At 43.3% G+C, this 17,135-nt stretch carries 16 protein-coding genes and 1 pseudogene; 2 read left to right on the top strand and 15 right to left on the bottom strand.

The window, feature by feature from the left end:
• Window positions 1-63 precede the first annotated feature (63 nt).
• From HMPREF1195_RS02285 to parE, 4 genes are all read right to left on the bottom strand, one after another.
• Window positions 64-1,086, bottom strand: coding sequence for a branched-chain amino acid aminotransferase (locus HMPREF1195_RS02285; RefSeq protein ID WP_023918018.1), 1,023 nt, complete (start codon window positions 1,084-1,086; stop codon window positions 64-66).
• Between the two features lie 175 nt (window positions 1,087-1,261).
• Entirely contained in the window at window positions 1,262-3,715 is a 2,454-nt protein-coding gene (gene parC, locus HMPREF1195_RS02280; RefSeq protein WP_037599301.1) for a DNA topoisomerase IV subunit A, read from the bottom strand.
• A gap of 201 nt (window positions 3,716-3,916) precedes the next feature.
• Window positions 3,917-4,735, bottom strand: a complete 819-nt coding sequence (locus HMPREF1195_RS02275) for an aminoglycoside 6-adenylyltransferase (RefSeq protein WP_023918015.1) — start codon at window positions 4,733-4,735, stop codon at window positions 3,917-3,919.
• 55 nt (window positions 4,736-4,790) lie between these two features.
• A complete protein-coding gene (parE, locus tag HMPREF1195_RS02270) occupies window positions 4,791-6,740 on the bottom strand; it encodes a DNA topoisomerase IV subunit B (protein WP_003007156.1) in 1,950 nt (649 codons plus the stop codon).
• Between the two features lie 187 nt (window positions 6,741-6,927).
• On the opposite strand from parE, the gene plsY reads away from it, so the two are divergent.
• On the top strand, window positions 6,928-7,572 hold the full coding sequence (gene plsY, locus HMPREF1195_RS02265; RefSeq protein ID WP_023918014.1) for a glycerol-3-phosphate 1-O-acyltransferase PlsY: 645 nt from the start codon (window positions 6,928-6,930) through the stop codon (window positions 7,570-7,572).
• 42 nt (window positions 7,573-7,614) lie between these two features.
• On the opposite strand, the gene HMPREF1195_RS02260 is transcribed toward plsY, so the two are convergent.
• Genes HMPREF1195_RS02260 through HMPREF1195_RS02245 form a run of 4 tightly spaced genes read right to left on the bottom strand, consistent with a single transcriptional unit; the run spans window position 7,615 to window position 11,422 of the window.
• Window positions 7,615-8,898, bottom strand: coding sequence for a glycosyltransferase (locus HMPREF1195_RS02260; protein WP_023918012.1), 1,284 nt, complete (start codon window positions 8,896-8,898; stop codon window positions 7,615-7,617).
• The gene (locus HMPREF1195_RS02255; protein ID WP_023918010.1) at window positions 8,858-9,514 is read right to left on the bottom strand and encodes a hypothetical protein; all 657 of its coding nucleotides are present in this window, start codon (window positions 9,512-9,514) and stop codon (window positions 8,858-8,860) included. Before HMPREF1195_RS02255 ends, HMPREF1195_RS02260 begins: the two co-directional genes overlap by 41 nt.
• On the bottom strand, window positions 9,507-10,649 hold the full coding sequence (locus HMPREF1195_RS02250) for a glycosyltransferase (RefSeq protein WP_023918008.1): 1,143 nt from the start codon (window positions 10,647-10,649) through the stop codon (window positions 9,507-9,509). The genes HMPREF1195_RS02255 and HMPREF1195_RS02250 overlap by 8 nt, the downstream gene beginning before the upstream one ends.
• Complete coding sequence (locus HMPREF1195_RS02245) at window positions 10,646-11,422, bottom strand: SDR family NAD(P)-dependent oxidoreductase (RefSeq protein ID WP_023918006.1); 777 nt, start codon at window positions 11,420-11,422, stop codon at window positions 10,646-10,648. Before HMPREF1195_RS02245 ends, HMPREF1195_RS02250 begins: the two co-directional genes overlap by 4 nt.
• A 274-nt stretch (window positions 11,423-11,696) precedes the next feature.
• On the opposite strand from HMPREF1195_RS02245, the pseudogene HMPREF1195_RS10610 reads away from it, so the two are divergent.
• Window positions 11,697-11,936 (top strand): annotated as a pseudogene (locus HMPREF1195_RS10610) (IS30 family transposase); the annotation flags it as partial.
• 46 nt (window positions 11,937-11,982) lie between these two features.
• Here HMPREF1195_RS10610 and HMPREF1195_RS02240 read toward each other — a convergent pair.
• From HMPREF1195_RS02240 to leuB, 7 genes are all read right to left on the bottom strand, one after another.
• Entirely contained in the window at window positions 11,983-12,393 is a 411-nt protein-coding gene (locus HMPREF1195_RS02240; RefSeq protein WP_023918005.1) for a hypothetical protein, read from the bottom strand.
• A gap of 56 nt (window positions 12,394-12,449) precedes the next feature.
• Window positions 12,450-12,815, bottom strand: a complete 366-nt coding sequence (locus HMPREF1195_RS02235) for a hypothetical protein (protein WP_023918003.1) — start codon at window positions 12,813-12,815, stop codon at window positions 12,450-12,452.
• Between the two features lie 98 nt (window positions 12,816-12,913).
• Complete coding sequence (locus HMPREF1195_RS02230) at window positions 12,914-13,699, bottom strand: L-threonylcarbamoyladenylate synthase (protein WP_003003291.1); 786 nt, start codon at window positions 13,697-13,699, stop codon at window positions 12,914-12,916.
• A 95-nt stretch (window positions 13,700-13,794) separates the two neighbouring features.
• A complete protein-coding gene (gene leuD, locus HMPREF1195_RS02225) occupies window positions 13,795-14,388 on the bottom strand; it encodes a 3-isopropylmalate dehydratase small subunit (RefSeq protein ID WP_023918001.1) in 594 nt (197 codons plus the stop codon).
• An 11-nt stretch (window positions 14,389-14,399) separates the two neighbouring features.
• The gene (leuC, locus tag HMPREF1195_RS02220) at window positions 14,400-15,782 is read right to left on the bottom strand and encodes a 3-isopropylmalate dehydratase large subunit (protein WP_023917999.1); all 1,383 of its coding nucleotides are present in this window, start codon (window positions 15,780-15,782) and stop codon (window positions 14,400-14,402) included.
• Window positions 15,783-15,806: 24 nt separating this feature from the next.
• Complete coding sequence (locus HMPREF1195_RS02215) at window positions 15,807-16,085, bottom strand: DUF1294 domain-containing protein (RefSeq protein ID WP_023917997.1); 279 nt, start codon at window positions 16,083-16,085, stop codon at window positions 15,807-15,809.
• A 1-nt stretch (window position 16,086) separates the two neighbouring features.
• Window positions 16,087-17,124 carry a 3-isopropylmalate dehydrogenase gene (gene leuB, locus HMPREF1195_RS02210; RefSeq protein ID WP_023917995.1) on the bottom strand — a complete coding sequence of 346 codons (1,038 nt, stop codon included), beginning with the start codon at window positions 17,122-17,124 and terminating at the stop codon, window positions 16,087-16,089.
• Window positions 17,125-17,135: the final 11 nt, after the last annotated feature.

The raw sequence follows: 17,135 nt of genomic DNA, 5'->3' as shown, positions 1-17,135 counted from the left end.
CGTTCTTTCGTTAAGACTCGTTCTCATTGAAGCCTAGACACTTTGGTCTCAGATGCTTTCGGTTTAATCGACTTTGACAATCCATCCTTCTGGCGCTTCGACATCACCAAATTGAATACCAGTCAACTCGTCATAGAGTTTCCGTGTGACAGGACCTACCTCTGTTTCAGAATAGAAGACATGGAAGTCATCTCCGTGTTGAACGCCTCCGATCGGAGAGATGACAGCTGCGGTACCACAAGCTCCTGCTTCTACAAAGCGATCCAAGTCATTGATAAAGACATCCCCTTCAATTGGTGTCATACCAAGACGGTGTTCTGCCAAGTAAAGCAAAGAGTACTTGGTGATAGATGGCAAAATAGAAGGACTCAATGGCGTCACAAATTCGTTATTAGCAGTGATACCAAAGAAGTTTGCAGAACCAACTTCTTCAATCTTGGTGTGAGTCGCTGGATCGAGGTAAATCACGTCAGAGAAGTTACGATCATGCGCAATCTTACCTGGCAACATACTAGCTGCGTAGTTCCCACCAACTTTTGCAGCCCCAGTACCATGTGGAGCAGCACGGTCATACTCATCTTGAATCAAGAAGTTCGTTGGAACCAAACCACCTTTAAAGTAGTTACCGACAGGCATGGCAAAGATGGTAAAGATATACTCATCTGCTGGATGCACACCAATAATATCACCAACCCCAATCAAAAGTGGACGAAGGTAAAGGGTAGCTCCTGTACCATATGGTGGAACATACTCTTCATTGGCTTTCACCACTGCCTTACAAGCATCCACAAACATATCTGTTGGAACTTGAGGCATGAGCAACCGATCTGCCGTGCGTTGCAAACGTTTAGCGTTTTGATCTGGACGGAACAATTGGACGCTTCCATCTTTTGTACGGTAGGCTTTCAACCCTTCAAAGGCTTGCTGACCGTAATGCAAACTTGGAGAAGATTCAGACAAATGCAAAGTCGCATCTTCTGTCAATTCCCCTTTTTCCCAAGCTCCATTGCGAAAATGTGCCAAATAGCGATAAGGTAATTTCATATATGAAAAGCCAAGGTTTTCCCAATCAAGTGATACTGTCATGATAGTGCTCCTTTTAATTTTTTCTATTCCTTGTCGATCTGCTGCAGGTCGATTCAGTTTCTCAATCTATGTACACTATTGTACACCATTTCATGAGAATTTCAAGCGAAATTTTCAATTTTCAGAAAATTTATTTTCAAAGAAAGTCAGTCCTAGAACGGACCGACAATTTCTTTTATTTGATAGTAGCTGAAAAAACTTCTTGATCCGAAATGGTATCGTTGACAAAGGATCCATTGCTTGTTCTTTCAGAAATGCTTAATTGTGTCAAATCAACTTCTGTTACCTGACCTGTTGTGGAAGTGATTTGAAGGATTTGATCTTGCTCTGCCACTTCTTCTTGGCTCGTAAAGAGATCAAAATCTCCCTGGTCAGTGAAGACTGGACCTGCCTTAAAGACACGGTGTGGTTTATTTTTCAACTCACGCAAGACCTGTAGTCCCCGTTTGGCCCGACTGGTCACAGGAATATCGTCTTGTAACATCCGTTTGAGACTGCCTCGTTGAGTCAGAATGTACATGCTTGGAGTTGTCGACTTAAAGGCGGCAGCAACTTGATCTCCGTCTTTGAGGTTAATGGCTTTGACCCCTGCTGCTTTGGCTCCTACGACAGGGACCTCTTCAATATTGAAACGCAACCCGTAACCATTTTTAGTAATGATCATGATGTCTTCAAGGACAACTGGTGCAACTGCTACGATACGGTCGTCTTGGTCTTTTAGCTTAGCGTACTTAGTCGATTTAGAACGATAAGTCCGCCATGGGCTTAATTCCTTGCGTTCAAAGCGCTTGATTTGTCCTTGTTGAGTTGCCGCAAAGTAGGTGACTCCCTCAAACTGATCTACAATCTCCGCAAAGAGAATTTCTTCCTCTTGCTCGAAATTGGTCAAGGTCTGACTGAGGTGCTCGCCGATATCCTTCCACTTGGTATCTGTCAATTCGTGAATTGGTCGATAAATGGCATTCCCCAAGTTGGTAAAGAGTAAGAGGTGCTGAGTGGTCTTAGCAGGCTCTACAAAAATCAACTCATCATCGTCTCGCTTACCGACTTCTTCCAGTGTTGAGGCATTGAAAGAACGAGGCGAGGTTCGTTTGATATATCCAGCACGGGTTACGCTGACGAAGGTTTCCTCTTCAACAATGAGACTGGCTGTATCAATCTCAATCGTTTTAGCAGTGTCTTGCAATTCACTACGACGCGGATTACCAAAGAGCTTCTTGACTTCACGCAATTCCTTCTTCATGAGATTGAACATGGTCCGTTCGTCCCCAATGATGGCTGCCAAGGTCGCGATTTGCTCCTTGAGACTGGCATGCTCTTCTTCCAAGGTCACGATATCGGTATTGGTCAAGCGGTACAATTGCAAGGTAACAATAGCTTCTGCTTGTTCTTCCGTGAAATCGTAGCTGACCTTGAGGTTTTCCTTAGCATCTGCCTTATTATCAGAAGCTCGGATCAAGGCAATGACTTCATCAAGGATAGAAATGACGCGGATCAAGCCCTCTACGATATGGAGGCGTCGTTCTGCCTTTTCCTTATCAAAGCGCGAGCGAGCGACAATGATATCCCGACGGTGTGCAATGTAGCTAGAGAGAATCGGTACAATCCCCACCTGACGTGGTGTGTAGTTGTCAATTGCCACCATATTGAAGTTGTAGTTGACCTGCAAATCCGTGTACTTGAACAAGTAGTTCAAAATTAGATCTGCATTGGCATCTTTCTTAAGCTCAATAGCAATGCGAAGACCATCCCGGTCAGACTGATCCCGAACTTCGGCAATACCGGCCACCTTATTGTTGACACGGACATCGTCGATCTTCTTGACCAAGACGGCCTTGTTGATCTCATAAGGAATCTCAGTGACGACAATTTGCTGCTTGCCGCCTTTGAGTTGCTCGATCTCTGTCTTAGAGCGGACAGCAACCCGTCCCTTACCAGTTTCATAGGCTTTCTTGATCTCATCGCGACCTTGGATAATGGCACCCGTTGGGAAATCAGGTCCAGGTAAAAACTCCATGAGTTTGTCTACCTTGGCAGATGGATGGTCGATCATATAGACCACCGCATCGATGACTTCAGCAAGGTTGTGTGGCGGAATATCTGTCGCGTAACCAGCTGAAATCCCTGTTGCCCCATTGACCAAGAGATTTGGAAAAGCGGCAGGCAAAACAGTTGGCTCTTTTTCTGTATCGTCAAAGTTCCAGGCAAATGGCACTGTATTCTTTTCGATATCTTGCAAAAGATAACCTGCGATTTCAGACAAACGCGCTTCGGTATAACGCATAGCCGCTGGTGGATCACCGTCCATAGAACCATTGTTACCGTGCATCTCAACAAGAATCTCACGATTCTTCCAGTCTTGAGACATGCGGACCATGGCATCATAGATCGGACTATCCCCGTGAGGGTGGAAATTCCCCATGATATTTCCGACAGACTTGGCCGACTTGCGGTAGCCCTTGTCATGGGTATTCCCATCCTTATTCATAGAATAAAGGATCCGCCGTTGAACAGGTTTCAAGCCATCCCGAATATCAGGAAGAGCCCGTTCTTGAATAATGTATTTGGAGTAGCGACCAAAGCGCTCTCCCATGATGTCCTCTAAAGACATATTTTGGATATTACTCATATAGGATACAAAGCCCGTAAAATGCAAAGTGAAAATAGGAAATTCTTGCAGTGAGCGATGCTCACAAGAGAAATTACTTTTTCAAACAGTTTTTAGGGCGTGTTCAACTCCTTTCAAAGAATGTTGAGTAGTCTTTTGTAGAAAGAGGATTCAGTTACATTCTGTAACAAAACCATCTTTCTGTAGTATAAAATAGATTCATTAATGATTCGAAAGTTTCTCTTTAGCATAAGAAATCATTTTCTCTGCTACTTCCTTATCGTAAGTAAACCCCATTTTTTGGGCCAATTCTTGCGCTTCACCATCGAATAACCTCATGGTAGCGAATAAGGACTGACCAACCTTCTCTATACTAGATAGATCAAGAAGTGCTGAGAACACCTTTTCCTTCTCAGCAGGCAAATAGTGAAAGAGGTGCTTGTAGTTCTTTCCGATGTCAACTATTCCCCTATCGCTTGCTACCTGCCAAGCTAAGACCTTGAGGAGTTCTTGCTGACAAATGCCATAGAGGTGATCGGTCGCATAAATAAGCTGATTTCTTCGAATAGCTTTTATCACATAAGCCGATACCCACCAAAATTCATTACAAGTAGCCGCAAACTCCTCTTCAGTAGGCGGACAGGTCCAGTAGCGTTTTGGGCTTGGCAAATACGATTCAAACAAACCTTTGTCATCTTTTATAACTTCAAAATTTGCTTCGCTGTCTACCCACTCTTGGATATACTCCTTAGGACAGAGGGTCAAATCAATGCGATTTCCATCTTCAAAGAGCATAAGGTAAAGATGACGGTGGTCTACTACGTTATGTTGTGAAATCAGGCGATTCCCAAACTGGTTTAGCCAAGATAAATCTGAAATCATGTCTTCCAGATCATCAACTATATAGACCACATCATAATCTTGAAACTCATCTTTTACGGACTGAGGATTCGTTCGGGATCCGGATAAAGCAATTGCTTCTACTTTCAGAGTATCAGCTATCTGCAAGATCAGAGTCATCATTTCTGTATCAGTTCTCATGTCGATTCCTTAACATTCCTACATTACGGCTTATTTATTTTATAGTAGAAAGTAATTAAAATACCGTATTTTCTTCTAAGGTAAACTTAACATTGTCTTCAATCCATTGACGACGTGGTGCAGCCTTATCTCCCATTAGGACGGAGACACGGCGTTCTGCACGAGCTAGATCATCAATGGTGACACGGATCAAGGTACGAGTTTCTGGATTCATGGTCGTTTCCCAAAGCTGGTCCGCATTCATCTCACCCAACCCTTTGTAACGTTGGAGGGTTGCGCCACGGCCAAAGGTCCGACGCAACTCTTCCAATTCGCTATCTGTCCAAGCATAGGCCACTTCTTCTTTCTTGCCTTTGCCTTTGGACATCTTATAAAGAGGAGGAAGCGCAATGTAGACATGTCCAGCTTCTACCAAAGGTCGCATATAGCGATAGAAGAAGGTTAAGAGAAGGGTTTGAATGTGGGCACCATCTGTATCCGCATCGGTCATGATAATGATCTTATCGTAGTTAGCATCTTCCACAGAGAAATCTGCCCCAACTCCTGCACCAATGGTGTAGATCATGGTGTTAATTTCCTCGTTCTTGAGGATATCACTCATATTGGCCTTCTCAGTATTGAGAACCTTCCCACGAAGGGGGAGAATCGCTTGGAACTTACGGTCCCGTCCTTGTTTTGCAGAACCGCCAGCAGAGTCTCCTTCGACTAGGTAGAGTTCATTTTTCTTAGGATTTTTAGACTGGGCTGGTGTCAATTTACCAGATAAAAGTCCTTTGTCCTTTTTGCTCTTCTTGCCATTTCGGCTTTCATCCCGCGCTTTTCGAGCTGCTTCACGCGCATCCCGGGCCTTAATAGCCTTACGAATGAGATTAGAAGCCAACTCTCCATTTTCCATGAGAAAGAAGGTCAATTTATCAGAAACAATGCTATCAACGACTGGACGAGCCAAGGGACTTCCTAATTTGTCTTTGGTTTGCCCTTCAAATTGCAAATGGGCTTCTGGGACCAAGATTGAAAGAACAGCCGACAAACCTTCGCGGTAGTCTGATCCTTCCAGATTTTTGTCTTTTTCCTTTAGAAGTCCTGTCTTTCTTGCATAGTCGTTCATGGCCTTGGTAATAGCTGTCTTAAGACCTGTCTCGTGGGTTCCCCCATCTTTGGTCCGGACATTATTTACGAAGGACAAGATATTATCTGAGTAACCATCATTGTATTGCATGGCTACTTCTACCTGAAAACCATCTGATTCGCCACTAAAGTAGAGAACAGGTGTCAAAGTTTCCTTATCTTCGTTCAAGTACTCTACAAAATCTTGAACCCCATTTTCATAGTGGAAGGCCACATGGTTGTCTTCTTCCTTGCGGAGGTCGGTCAGTGTCAGCGTCACGTCCTTAAGCAAGAAGGCTGATTCTTTGATCCGCTCAGCAATGGTATTAAATTTGAAATCCGTCGTTGAAAAGATGGTTGGATCCGGCATGAAGGTGACCTTGGTCCCTGTCTTAGATTTGGGAGCCGATCCTATCTTCTCAAGAGTAGTGACAGGCTTACCGCCATCTTCAAAGCGTTGCTTGTAGACAGCTCCATCACGGGTAATTTCTACCTCAAGCCAACTAGAAAGGGCATTGACGACAGAAGATCCCACTCCGTGAAGACCTCCAGATGTCTTATAACCTCCTTGACCAAACTTCCCTCCGGCGTGGAGGACCGTAAAAATCACTTCAACGGTTGGTTTGCCCATAGCATGCATTCCTGTCGGCATTCCACGTCCCTGGTCTTCTACCGATAGAGAACCATCTTTATTAATCGTAACATCGATTTGTGAGCCAAAGCCAGACAAGGCTTCATCGACCGCATTATCCACGATCTCCCAGACCATGTGATGCAAGCCGTTTCCATCGGTCGACCCGATATACATTCCTGGACGTTTACGGACTGCATCCAACCCTTCTAGTACCTGAATGGCATCGTCATTATAATTATTAATATTGATTTCCTTTTTTGCCACAAGGAACCTCCTGTTTGTTCATCTTTTCTATATTACAGTTTTTTAGGAAATTTTGCAAAATTTTTTCTCTTTATATGGTGATTTCTATATCTCAGTATAAAATACTGGCTGAGCACTTTCTTCAGATGTCACACTTGAACTCCAAAAATTGCTTTTTCTATTGATAGCTTTTTGTTATAATGAAAGTATGATAAAAGAAATAAGTGTTTTAGTTTTAGCCTATCTATTAGGCTCCATTCCTTCGGGATTATGGATTGGGAAAATCTTTTTCCATATTAATTTACGGGAACATGGCTCGGGCAATACAGGAACGACCAATACCTTTCGGATTTTAGGGAAGAAAGCTGGGATCATCGTCTTTGCGATTGATTTCTTAAAAGGGACTTTAGCCGTTCTCCTTCCGACTTTCTTCGGAATTCAAGGGATCTCACCGATGGTCTTTGGTCTCTTAGCTGTTTTAGGTCACACTTTTCCAATTTTTGCTGGATTCAAGGGGGGAAAAGCAGTGGCGACAAGTGCTGGTGTCTTACTTGGCTTCTCGCCTATCCTACTACTAATTTTAGCTGTGTATTTTGTTGCCAGCCTGTATTTAACCAGTATGATCTCATTTTCGAGTGTTACCGTTGCGCTACTCGCCATTCTATCTGTCCTCCTTCTCCCATTGACTGGATGGATCTTGCACGGTTATGATCCGCTTTTTACAGTCATTGTCTTGGCCTTAGCGACCTTGATCATTCTTCGTCACAAAGACAATATCCAACGGATCAAAGAGAAAAAAGAAAATCTCATCCCTTGGGGAAAGAATATCACCCATCAACAACCAAAAAACTAGAGCCTGCGCTCTAGTTTTTTTATGTTCATTAATAAAAGGCCTCTATAACTTCACTTTCAAGAGTCTCTCTATTTCTTGATAAAGAATCTCTGTTGGTTGATAAGCCTTGCTTTGTTGAGCGAGGACCTTTAGATGAGTCCAATCTTCCCTAGAAACCAATTCATTAAATAAGCGCAAGACTTCGGATTCCGTTTTTTTACGAGAGACCAAACCTATTTGGAATAACTCAGCCCGAACTGCATTGTCAAACTGGTCATAGTCCTGGGGCAAAATCAAACTTGGAATCCCAAGATCAATACAACCCATAAGGATCCCTGCACCTGCATGATGAATGGCAAAGTCCATTTGATCTAAAACATCTGAATAAGGGAGGTAATCAAAGATCAGAAGATTTTCCGACAACTTGCTAGGTGGATTCTCCAAACCACTAGGGTCACCTAGGGTAACGTAAAAGACATAGTCAGGATATTCTTGGCTCAAAAGCTTTGCATACTCCACCATCCGCTCTTTTTCCCATTTTAAATGAGTCCCGCAAGTGACGAAGACCCGCTTATTAGAGCTAGTGAAATACTGCTTCTGCTCTTGAGGAAGTCGGTCAAAAGATAGACAGCGATAACCAACCCATTTAAGCTGGGATGGAAAATCGTCTCGAAACTCCAACTCTTTCATGCCCAGAGCCAAGATTGAATAGGGAGAATAGATCGCTTCTGTCCCGTCTTCGCGATACAATTTTAACCCCTCTAGGGTATCGAGATTCTTCTTAACCAGCGCAAATCCAACCTTCTTTGCCAAACGAATGACTTTCCTGCCTAGTACATCTCTCCACTTATAGAAGATGCCCTGATGCGGTTTCCAGCCTCCCAGATATGCAGGGGTTGTCGTGCGACTTTCAATCGCTACTGGACTTGGAATGGTCGTAATCCAGGGAATTTCCAAACGATCAGCTAACATACCTGCAGGAGCTGCTACAAAATCTGCAATAACCAAGTCTGGTCTTCCTTCAACCTCCCAAATTCGATTTATTTCGTGGAAAACCTCAGGGACCAGTCTGCTATTGTCCATTAATTGTTGGTACATGATCAATAGATTTGCTTGCTTGGCTGTATTGGCTATATCTTCCATCACTGTCGGTCGGTCAGGAAACAAGGCAAGGCAGTCAAAACCAATCTGCTCAACCAATGCCTTTTTCTGAAAACCTGTAATAACACGGATCTGAAAACGCGGATCCTCCAGCAAGGGTTTCACCAGGGTCAAGGTTGGAAACAAATGCCCACTAAAGGGAACGCTAATCACATCGATTTTTATCACTTTTTCTAATCCAGTCATAGATGATTCCTTTCACATCTTCTCTGTATTCATAGCTATAATGATCTGTATCCACTTGAATATCCGCTGAGTGGTGATCCAGAATACATGAATAAGGATCTTTCTTTCCTTTGATGACCAGTAGCTCTAGTTCTTTTTGATTTAAGAGAAGCTGGGAAACCGGGCCAAGCGCTATCACGCGCAATCTTAGAAGGGTGACCTGATTCCCTAAACTTCTGAGCCACTGGGTCAGCATATTGACCCCTGAACTCTTACAAACAAGCACTACTTCCTGCGCTTCCAACAAGGGAGACAAGTGCTCCTGTAACAACTTTTGGAAACGAAAGTTCAAAATCGTATGCCAATAGTAGATAACATTTGATGTAGCAGGCAACAAGAGGGATACTTGAGGAGACTTTATATGTTCAAAATCTTGATTGAAGGGAAAATTGCTGGCTACTACTGAGTAACCAGAAGGACAAATAGCATGGAGGAGATCTAACTGCCCAGCTGTCAGCCCGGCACAAGTGACATCACTGCTCCCACTAAGAAAGAGAACCAAGCGATCAGAGTCTAGCATAGTCTGATCAAGAGATAAAGCAGACAAACGGTCTAGATAGGACTTCATCTTACTCATAACGAATCTTTCCATCCGTCACTCGAATCTTCCGCCCCCGCCAATGAATCACAGGAGGTGTCATTAGAACATAGACAAACAGCCAAGGAAGCAGGAGATCATTCAGCACTTCGTAGGTGACTTCATCCAAGTGTAAGCGATTGGTTAGAATGCTTTGTCGATAGAGAAGCATCCAAACTGCCTTGAATACCAGTAAGCTTAAGGCTAGAAGAAGATAAGGCCAACCTAAAAACATACTTAAGATCAAACCTGGAAGAGGTAGAAAACTCGGTAAACCTATGAGGCAAAAGACCTTCCAGTCCAGGTGTTCTTTGAGATAGATAGAGCTAAAGAGAAGCCACCGCTTCATCTGGAGCAGGTATTGCTTAGCGTTTTTGATAGTGGTTCGAACATTACAGGTAACCTGCGTTTGGATAATGGATACTCCTTTACTCCTTAAAAAATCGGCCACAGCTAAATCATCACATAGATAGTCCTTAATCGCTGTGAAGAGCCCCTGATCTTTTGCAAGTTCTACCGGTAGGATATAAAACATCCCATTAATGGAGTGATTCGCTTCAACTAATGCCATGGTAAAATAGGTAATAAAGGAATTGCCATTAACGAATGCTGCAACCAGCTTGGACCAGAAATTACTTCTTTCTTGGTTATAGGGAATACCTGTCAGTATGACCTCTTGACCTAGATAGGTAGTCAGCTCCCCCATTTTAGAAAAATCAATCACACTATCATCGTCCAAAACAATCAGATAAGGCCGGGACAGCTCCTCTACAACCTGCTCAATCTTGTAACTCTTGGGATTAATCCCTTGAGGGACGTCTTCAATGAGAAAGATTCGAATGCGTTGGGCAAAGGAAGCCGCTTGGCAAATCTGATCTGCTACTCGCTGGGCTTCTGTATCAGACTGGTCAATCAACCAGTAGAATTCCACTGCTTCTGTTTGCTGAAGATTAGCCCGCAAATCACTCTCTAAACGAGGATCACCAGAGAGAATGGGTTGGACCACTGTAAAAAGCTCTTCTGGGAAATCAGCAGAATGAGCCTGACCTTTTTTATAATAAGTAAAGGACAGCAACCAACGGACGAGAAATAAGAGAAGATAAGAAACGCCTAAAAAAATAAATACAAATTTCATCTATTAAATCCCTTTCGTAAATACCTTGCAAGGAGGCGAATAATCCATCTTTGGGGAAGCAGAGGACCTAGCCAAACTAGCAAGCGATAGCGAAGGCCGATAATCGCATAGGAAGTATCTCTTTCTATGAATCGAATCAACTGCTGAGCGACTTTCTCAGGCTTCATCTGCAAGCGACTGCCTCCCAATGCTTCTACTAGTTTAGGAGGAAAAATACCTGTTTGGACTGGTCCAAGAATATAGAGACCTAGCTGTATCGGGGAATCTGATTGCTTCAGTTCCTCCTGGAGAGCAAGAGTGTAGGTCTGCAAGGCAGCCTTACTGGCACTGTAGGCTGCTAGATAGGGATGAGGAAAAAGAGCAGCCAGAGATGACAGCTGGACCAAGTGGATCTTCTGATTCTTCTGCACTAACTGCTTAATTAGTTGGACCGGAGCATGGTAATTGACTTGCCAGAGGTCTTGCTCACTGGCTGAATCAAGGTCACTTCCACGGGAAAAATAGGCTAATCCCGCACAATTGACAAGAAGATCTGCATCTAGGTTCTCTACAAAAGCTTCTAGAGCCAATTGATCTAGCATATCTAATGTTAGGATTGACAGTTGCGCCTTTCTCCCAGTTAGTTCTTTTTGGACTTGGGAGAGTTTATCAGCATCTCGACCCACTAAGACCAGATAATCCAGACTTCTTGCCAGTTCTTTCGCTAGCTGCCGGCCAATCCCTCCTGTAGCCCCTAAAATGATCGCTTTTTTAATAGTATCTTCTATCTTCATAGCTCTAGTGTACCAAATTTCAACCAGTTAGAAAACTCCTACTACCATATTCTAACTTTACGGTTCAACCCCTACTTATAAAAAAGGTCTCTATCGCAAAAATAGAGTAATTTTATCTTTTGTCTATTTCCAAACCGTAGTTCTATAACTACTAGCTGTTAAGCGATCAAACAGGAAAGATCGTTTTGCATCGAATAAAAGATATAGAAAAATTGTTTAGCCCCTCTAGCCTAGTCCTTATTAAAGAGACTCAAAGAAGGATGGAGAAGACCATCATCCTCTGGTAGAGAACTTAGGAATTCCCTTTTTCTTTTCGGACGCCTATTCTTCCTGGCAGAGAGGAAGCAATGAAAACGTAAATGGCTTACTAAGAGAATATATCCCAAAGAAAACAGATTTAGCCACTATTTCTGATGAGGCATTGAACAAAGCCTTATATGATATCAATCACCGACCACAAAAATGTTTAGCTTACAGAACTGCTTGTGAAGCTCTAGAGGATGAGGTCAAGTAAATGTTGCACTTATTCTTGCAATTTATCATTCTTAAATCAATATCCACTATAAAGCATCGACTAAGTCCATCAATATTTCCATAGGAGTTTTTCTCCTACGACCATTAACAGTTTCGATCATGTGATAAACTTTTAAACGATTGTCATTGCTAAAGACAAACTCAAAGCGGAATTCGCGTCCATTCGGTGCCACTGTATCAAATTTTGTTTTATATTTATCATGAACAGGGCTAACTGGAAATTTATTGAAGAGCAAGCGTCGTTTCTCTCCTGCTTCTTTTAGACAGTTTTCTAGCTCCTGACAATAGTTGTAAAACAGCTGATAGAGGTCTTCTTCTGAAATTCTTCTTCTCCGAACCAATGATTTAAAATCCGAAAAATTTCTGCGCGGGATTTCAATGCTAAATGAAAATCCCTCCCGATTCATTCTTTCTAAAAATTCATCTCTTGAAATCATAGAACCACTCTTTCTTTTATCAATCTTTAGCGAACCCTTATTGTTTCTATACACAGTCAATCCATTATGTAATCAAGCAGGTCCATCAGGGTAAGTTTCTTACGACCATTGACTGTCTCAAATAGATTATAAACTCTTAGTTGTTGATTCTTTTTGAATACAAACTCAAAGCGAAACTCGCGACCATTGCATGCAGCGACATAAAATCCTGTCTGAAACTTCCTCTTATCCGCTATGGCTTGCATTCTCCGGTCTTCTATCTCCCTACAAAGTGAAAGAAAGATCTGATAGAGTTGCTCCTCAGAGAGCCTTTTTTTCCAAACCAATACCTTGAAGTCTTTATACCACCACCATGGGATTTGGATGTTGAAGGAAAAACCTTCCTGATTTACTTTATCGATAAATGCTTTTCTGGAGATCATACCAATTCCCTTTCTATTGGAACATCGTTTGTCTCTATTATACCATCTTTCTCATTTTACAAAAAAAGCATCCCAAATGGAATGCTTTTTTCTGTTTCTTAATAATATTCCCCTTGGCGGTAGTTCCAAGAGTTGAAATGATCGGATAAGTGCATCATGATCTTATCGATATCCAATCCTTTACGGATGACGACTGGACAAGTATTGACAGAACGGCTGCCTGCTCCTTGTTCTGGGATCAGTTTACCTTCTGCATCCACCATAGAAACCATCACACCTTGTTCATAGCGCGTTTCAATTGTTTTGTCTGGTTGGATAGAAGCTACATAATCATCAGCTTCGATAACCAAGTCCACAGCACCTTCGATGCGCTCACCGATTCCTTCGACTTTCCCGCGGTTTCCTTTCCCTGAAGGGTTTGCGGATGAAGCATAGACCATCTTGCCTTCTTTTTCCCACATTTCTTTGGCGATTTGCTCACCAGCTTTACCAAATTTGATGACAAAACAGCTGGTTCCACGAACGTCTGTCATGAGTTCTTCACGTCCATCTCCGAAAGCTTGCAATTTTGCATAAGCATCTTCGCGCCAAGGAAGGATACAACCAAGCAAGATATCTTCATCCCAATGTTTTTGGTAGAAAGCTTCGATTTCAGGATTCAATTGCGCAAGGGCACGAAGTTCATCCATGCTTCCGCAGAGAACCACACCTGGTTTGTTGCGGTTGCGTTCTTTGGCTTCAAACTTCCGTTCCAAGCCAGCCTTGTCACTGGTCATGATGATGTAGCCAACTTTGGTAGGGCAGACGATACAGCCACCCTCTCCTTTAAGAATGTCAAATCCTTCTTGTGAAAGTTGTCCGTCCCATTGAATGTGTTTTGTCATAAGTCTCTTTCCTTTTCTATTCTTTTTAGTATTGTATCAAAAAACAGTCTCAAATTCAATATATTTTCAGAAAATTCGTAATTAAGTATACAATTTTATCGTTGCCAATAAGCTGGCCGGTTCTTCTCATAAGCTGCAATCAAGTCTTCGTACTGAAGCGTAATCCCGATATCATCCAAGCCGTTGAGCAATTTGTGTTTCCAATCTTGATCGATCTCAAAGTGAAACTCTCCAACAGGCGAGATGATCTTCTGCTCTTCCAAATCCACCGTCACTGGATCTGTCGGCTTCAAACTTGCCAATTTTTGACGAACCTCTAGTGGTTGGACAATCGGCAGCATGCCATTATTGAGCTCATTATTGTAATGGATATCTCCGAAAGATCCAGCGATAACGACTTTAAAGCCATAATCAGCTAAAGCCCAGGCTGCGTGCTCCCGAGAGGAACCAGCCCCAAAATTGTCACCAGTGATCAAAATGGTTGCCTTGCGGTATTCTGGCTTGTTAAAGATAAAATCTGGATCCTCAGTATATTGGTCATCCAAATAGCGCCAAGCATACATGAGGTATTTCCCAAAACCTTTTTTATCAATTAACTTTAAGAATTGCTTGGGGAGGATTTGGTCGGTATCAATATTATCGTTCATCAAAGGAACGGTTGTTCCTGTATAAATGGTAAATTTCTCCATGATTCCTCCTTTTACTCGACTTCTGGCATTTGGCGCACATCGACAAAGCGACCAGCGATTGCTGCTGCAGCGGCCATTGCTGGGCTACAGAGATGGGTTTTAGCCCCAAATCCTTGGCGGTCTTCAAAGTTCCGGTTGCTAGTAGAGGCACAATGGACCCCATCTGGAACCTTGTCTGGGTTCATTCCTAGACACATAGAGCATCCTGGATCACGCCATTCAAAGCCCGCATCCATAAAGATCTTGTCTAAGCCTAATTTTTCGGCGGCTTGCTTAACCGGACGAGAGCCAGGTACCACAATAGCAGTTAAGTTGGGCGCAATTTTTTTGCCTTTCACAAACTTGGCTGCCAACTCCAAATCGCTGAGACGCGCATTGGTACAAGAACCGATAAAGATATAGCCTAATTCAATGTCTGCTGGTTTTTGGCCAGGTTCGAGATCCATATAATGATAAGCCCGTTCATCATTCATGTCTCGTATCTCTGGAAACGGAGTCTCAAAGTCCACTCCCATTGAAGGGTTGGTTCCCCAAGTCACCATCGGAGCAAGATCAGATACATCCATACGGATGACCTTATCATAAACGGCATCGTCATCACTAACCAGAGTCTTCCAATCAGCTACTGCGGCCTCAAAATCATCTGGCACACATTCACGTCCTCGGAGGTAGTCAAAGGTCGTCTCATCAGGATTCATGATCCCCATTTTGGATCCGAACTCGATCGACATGTTGCAGATGGTCATGCGTTCTTCCATGGTCAAGCGATCAATTGCTTCTCCCCGATACTCTACGACATAGCCAACTCCACAAGCAACACCGTAGCGCGCTATCAAAGCTAGGATGTAATCCTTTGAATAGATCCCTTTTTGTGGGGTTCCAGTGAATTCAACCAACATTTTCTTTGGTTTGACTTGCCAGATGGTTTGGGTGGCAAAGACATGCTCCACTTCACTGGTTCCAATCCCAAAGGCTATGGCACCAAAGGCTCCGTGGGTGGCGGTGTGGCTGTCTCCACAGACAATAAATTTTCCAGGCTGGGTCCGACCGGTTTCAGGGCCCACCATATGAACGATTCCTTGCTTGGCAGAACCATGGGCAGCATGATCAATCCCAAAGTCCACCACATTCTCAGCTAATTTATCAATCTGGGCTTTTGAAATCACATCTCGAATATCAAAAATATTGACCGTTGGAACATTGTGATCAAAGGTTCCAAAGGTTAAATCAGGTCGTCGGACCTTGCGTCCTGCGTCCCGTAATCCTTGAAAGGCTTGGGGACTCGTCACTTCGTGGATGTAGTGTTGGTCCACATACATGAGTTGGGGTTGCCCTTCCACTCCTGTAATCACGTGGCGGTCCCAAAGTTTATCAAAGATAGATTTTCCACTCATCGTCTTTCTCCATTTATCTTCTTGTTAGGAAATCCATTGAAGGATTAGAAAGAGGGCACCTGCTAAAAGAAGGCTACTGCCCCACCAGGTAGCTTGAAAATACCATTTCCGCACCTTGTGGTGAAAGAGATATCCACCTAGTAGAGCTCCGAATCCACCAAGCAGCCAGCTCTCAAGTAACAGGACCTTTTCAGGAATCCGCCACCTCTTTTGGATAGCTTTTCGTTTATCTAAACCATAGGTCAGAAATACGATACTATTCCAAATAGCAATAACAACTAAACAGCGATCTCTCCATGTCATCTTAGAGATTCTCAATAATGGCTGCAGTCATCTCTGCAGTAGAAGCCTGACCACCTAGATCCCGTGTCAAGATTCCTTGATTCAAGGTTTGATTGACAGCTTCTTCGATCATTTCTGCACCTGCTGTTTCTCCAAAACTGTCTCGGAGCATCATAGCAACGGACAGGATCATGGAAATCGGATTGGCAATGCCTTGACCAGCAATATCAGGTGCTGAACCATGAATTGGTTCGTACATACTTGGTCCTTGGTCAGAATGACTAGCAGATGGCATCACGCCTAGTGTTCCTGGAAGGACGCTCGATTCATCAGATAAGATATCTCCGAATAGATTCTCTGTCACTACAACATCAAAGCGGGCTGGATTGGTAATCATGATCATGGCCGCACTATCGACAAGCTGGTGCTCTAAAGTCACATCTGGAAATTCTTTGTCAACTTCTTCTGCCACTTGGCGCCACAATTTAGAAGTTGCAAGGACATTTTGCTTATCGATACTGGTCACTTTCTTACCACGTCCTTGCGCAATCTTAAAGGCCTGGCGCATAATCCGACGGATTTCTTCTGCACTGTAATCATTGATATCGCGTGCTGTATCTTCTTTCAAGATATGCTCTCCAAAGTAAATCCCACCTGTCAATTCACGCACGACCACGAAGTCGACACCCTCGATACGCTCGGGTTTCAAAGGAGACAAGTGTTTCAAGGCGTCAAAAATCCGTACAGGACGAATATTGGCAAAGAGATTTAACTCCTTGCGAATAGCGAGCAGGCCTTGTTCTGGACGAACAGGAGCATTGTCATATTCCGGACTCCCGATAGCTGCGAGAAGAATAGCATCCGCTCCTTTAGCTGCTTTTAGAGTATCTTGAGGAAGTGGGTGGCCAGCGACATCAATCCCAGCACCCCCAAAAGGTTTGTCTTCTAGACTATAATCAAAGCCGATTTTGGGAGCGACGGCTGCGAGGACCTCTAGTCCAGCAGCCATGATCTCAGGGCCAATCCCATCTCCTGCAAGTGTTACAATTTTCTTTGTCATGTTCATTTCCT

It is taken from the genome of Streptococcus parasanguinis CC87K (assembly GCF_000507765.1).
Classification (GTDB): Bacteria; Bacillota; Bacilli; order Lactobacillales; family Streptococcaceae; genus Streptococcus; species Streptococcus parasanguinis_J.
Note: the sequence above shows the minus strand (reverse complement) of the source record. Positions and strands in the feature narration are given on the sequence as shown.

What these genes read in the sequence shown, in the direction of transcription:
- HMPREF1195_RS02285 (WP_023918018.1), bottom strand. Translation starts at nt 1,086, where the DNA reads ATGACAGTATCACTTGATTGGGAAAACCTTGGCTTTTCATATATGAAA.
- parC (WP_037599301.1), bottom strand. Translation starts at nt 3,715, where the DNA reads ATGAGTAATATCCAAAATATGTCTTTAGAGGACATCATGGGAGAGCGC.
- HMPREF1195_RS02275 (WP_023918015.1), bottom strand. Translation starts at nt 4,735, where the DNA reads ATGAGAACTGATACAGAAATGATGACTCTGATCTTGCAGATAGCTGAT.
- plsY (WP_023918014.1), top strand. Translation starts at nt 6,928, where the DNA reads ATGATAAAAGAAATAAGTGTTTTAGTTTTAGCCTATCTATTAGGCTCC.
- HMPREF1195_RS02260 (WP_023918012.1), bottom strand. Translation starts at nt 8,898, where the DNA reads ATGACTGGATTAGAAAAAGTGATAAAAATCGATGTGATTAGCGTTCCC.
- HMPREF1195_RS02255 (WP_023918010.1), bottom strand. Translation starts at nt 9,514, where the DNA reads ATGAGTAAGATGAAGTCCTATCTAGACCGTTTGTCTGCTTTATCTCTT.
- HMPREF1195_RS02250 (WP_023918008.1), bottom strand. Translation starts at nt 10,649, where the DNA reads ATGAAATTTGTATTTATTTTTTTAGGCGTTTCTTATCTTCTCTTATTT.
- HMPREF1195_RS02245 (WP_023918006.1), bottom strand. Translation starts at nt 11,422, where the DNA reads ATGAAGATAGAAGATACTATTAAAAAAGCGATCATTTTAGGGGCTACA.
- HMPREF1195_RS02240 (WP_023918005.1), bottom strand. Translation starts at nt 12,393, where the DNA reads ATGATTTCAAGAGATGAATTTTTAGAAAGAATGAATCGGGAGGGATTT.
- HMPREF1195_RS02235 (WP_023918003.1), bottom strand. Translation starts at nt 12,815, where the DNA reads ATGATCTCCAGAAAAGCATTTATCGATAAAGTAAATCAGGAAGGTTTT.
- HMPREF1195_RS02230 (WP_003003291.1), bottom strand. Translation starts at nt 13,699, where the DNA reads ATGACAAAACACATTCAATGGGACGGACAACTTTCACAAGAAGGATTT.
- leuD (WP_023918001.1), bottom strand. Translation starts at nt 14,388, where the DNA reads ATGGAGAAATTTACCATTTATACAGGAACAACCGTTCCTTTGATGAAC.
- leuC (WP_023917999.1), bottom strand. Translation starts at nt 15,782, where the DNA reads ATGAGTGGAAAATCTATCTTTGATAAACTTTGGGACCGCCACGTGATT.
- HMPREF1195_RS02215 (WP_023917997.1), bottom strand. Translation starts at nt 16,085, where the DNA reads ATGACATGGAGAGATCGCTGTTTAGTTGTTATTGCTATTTGGAATAGT.
- leuB (WP_023917995.1), bottom strand. Translation starts at nt 17,124, where the DNA reads ATGACAAAGAAAATTGTAACACTTGCAGGAGATGGGATTGGCCCTGAG.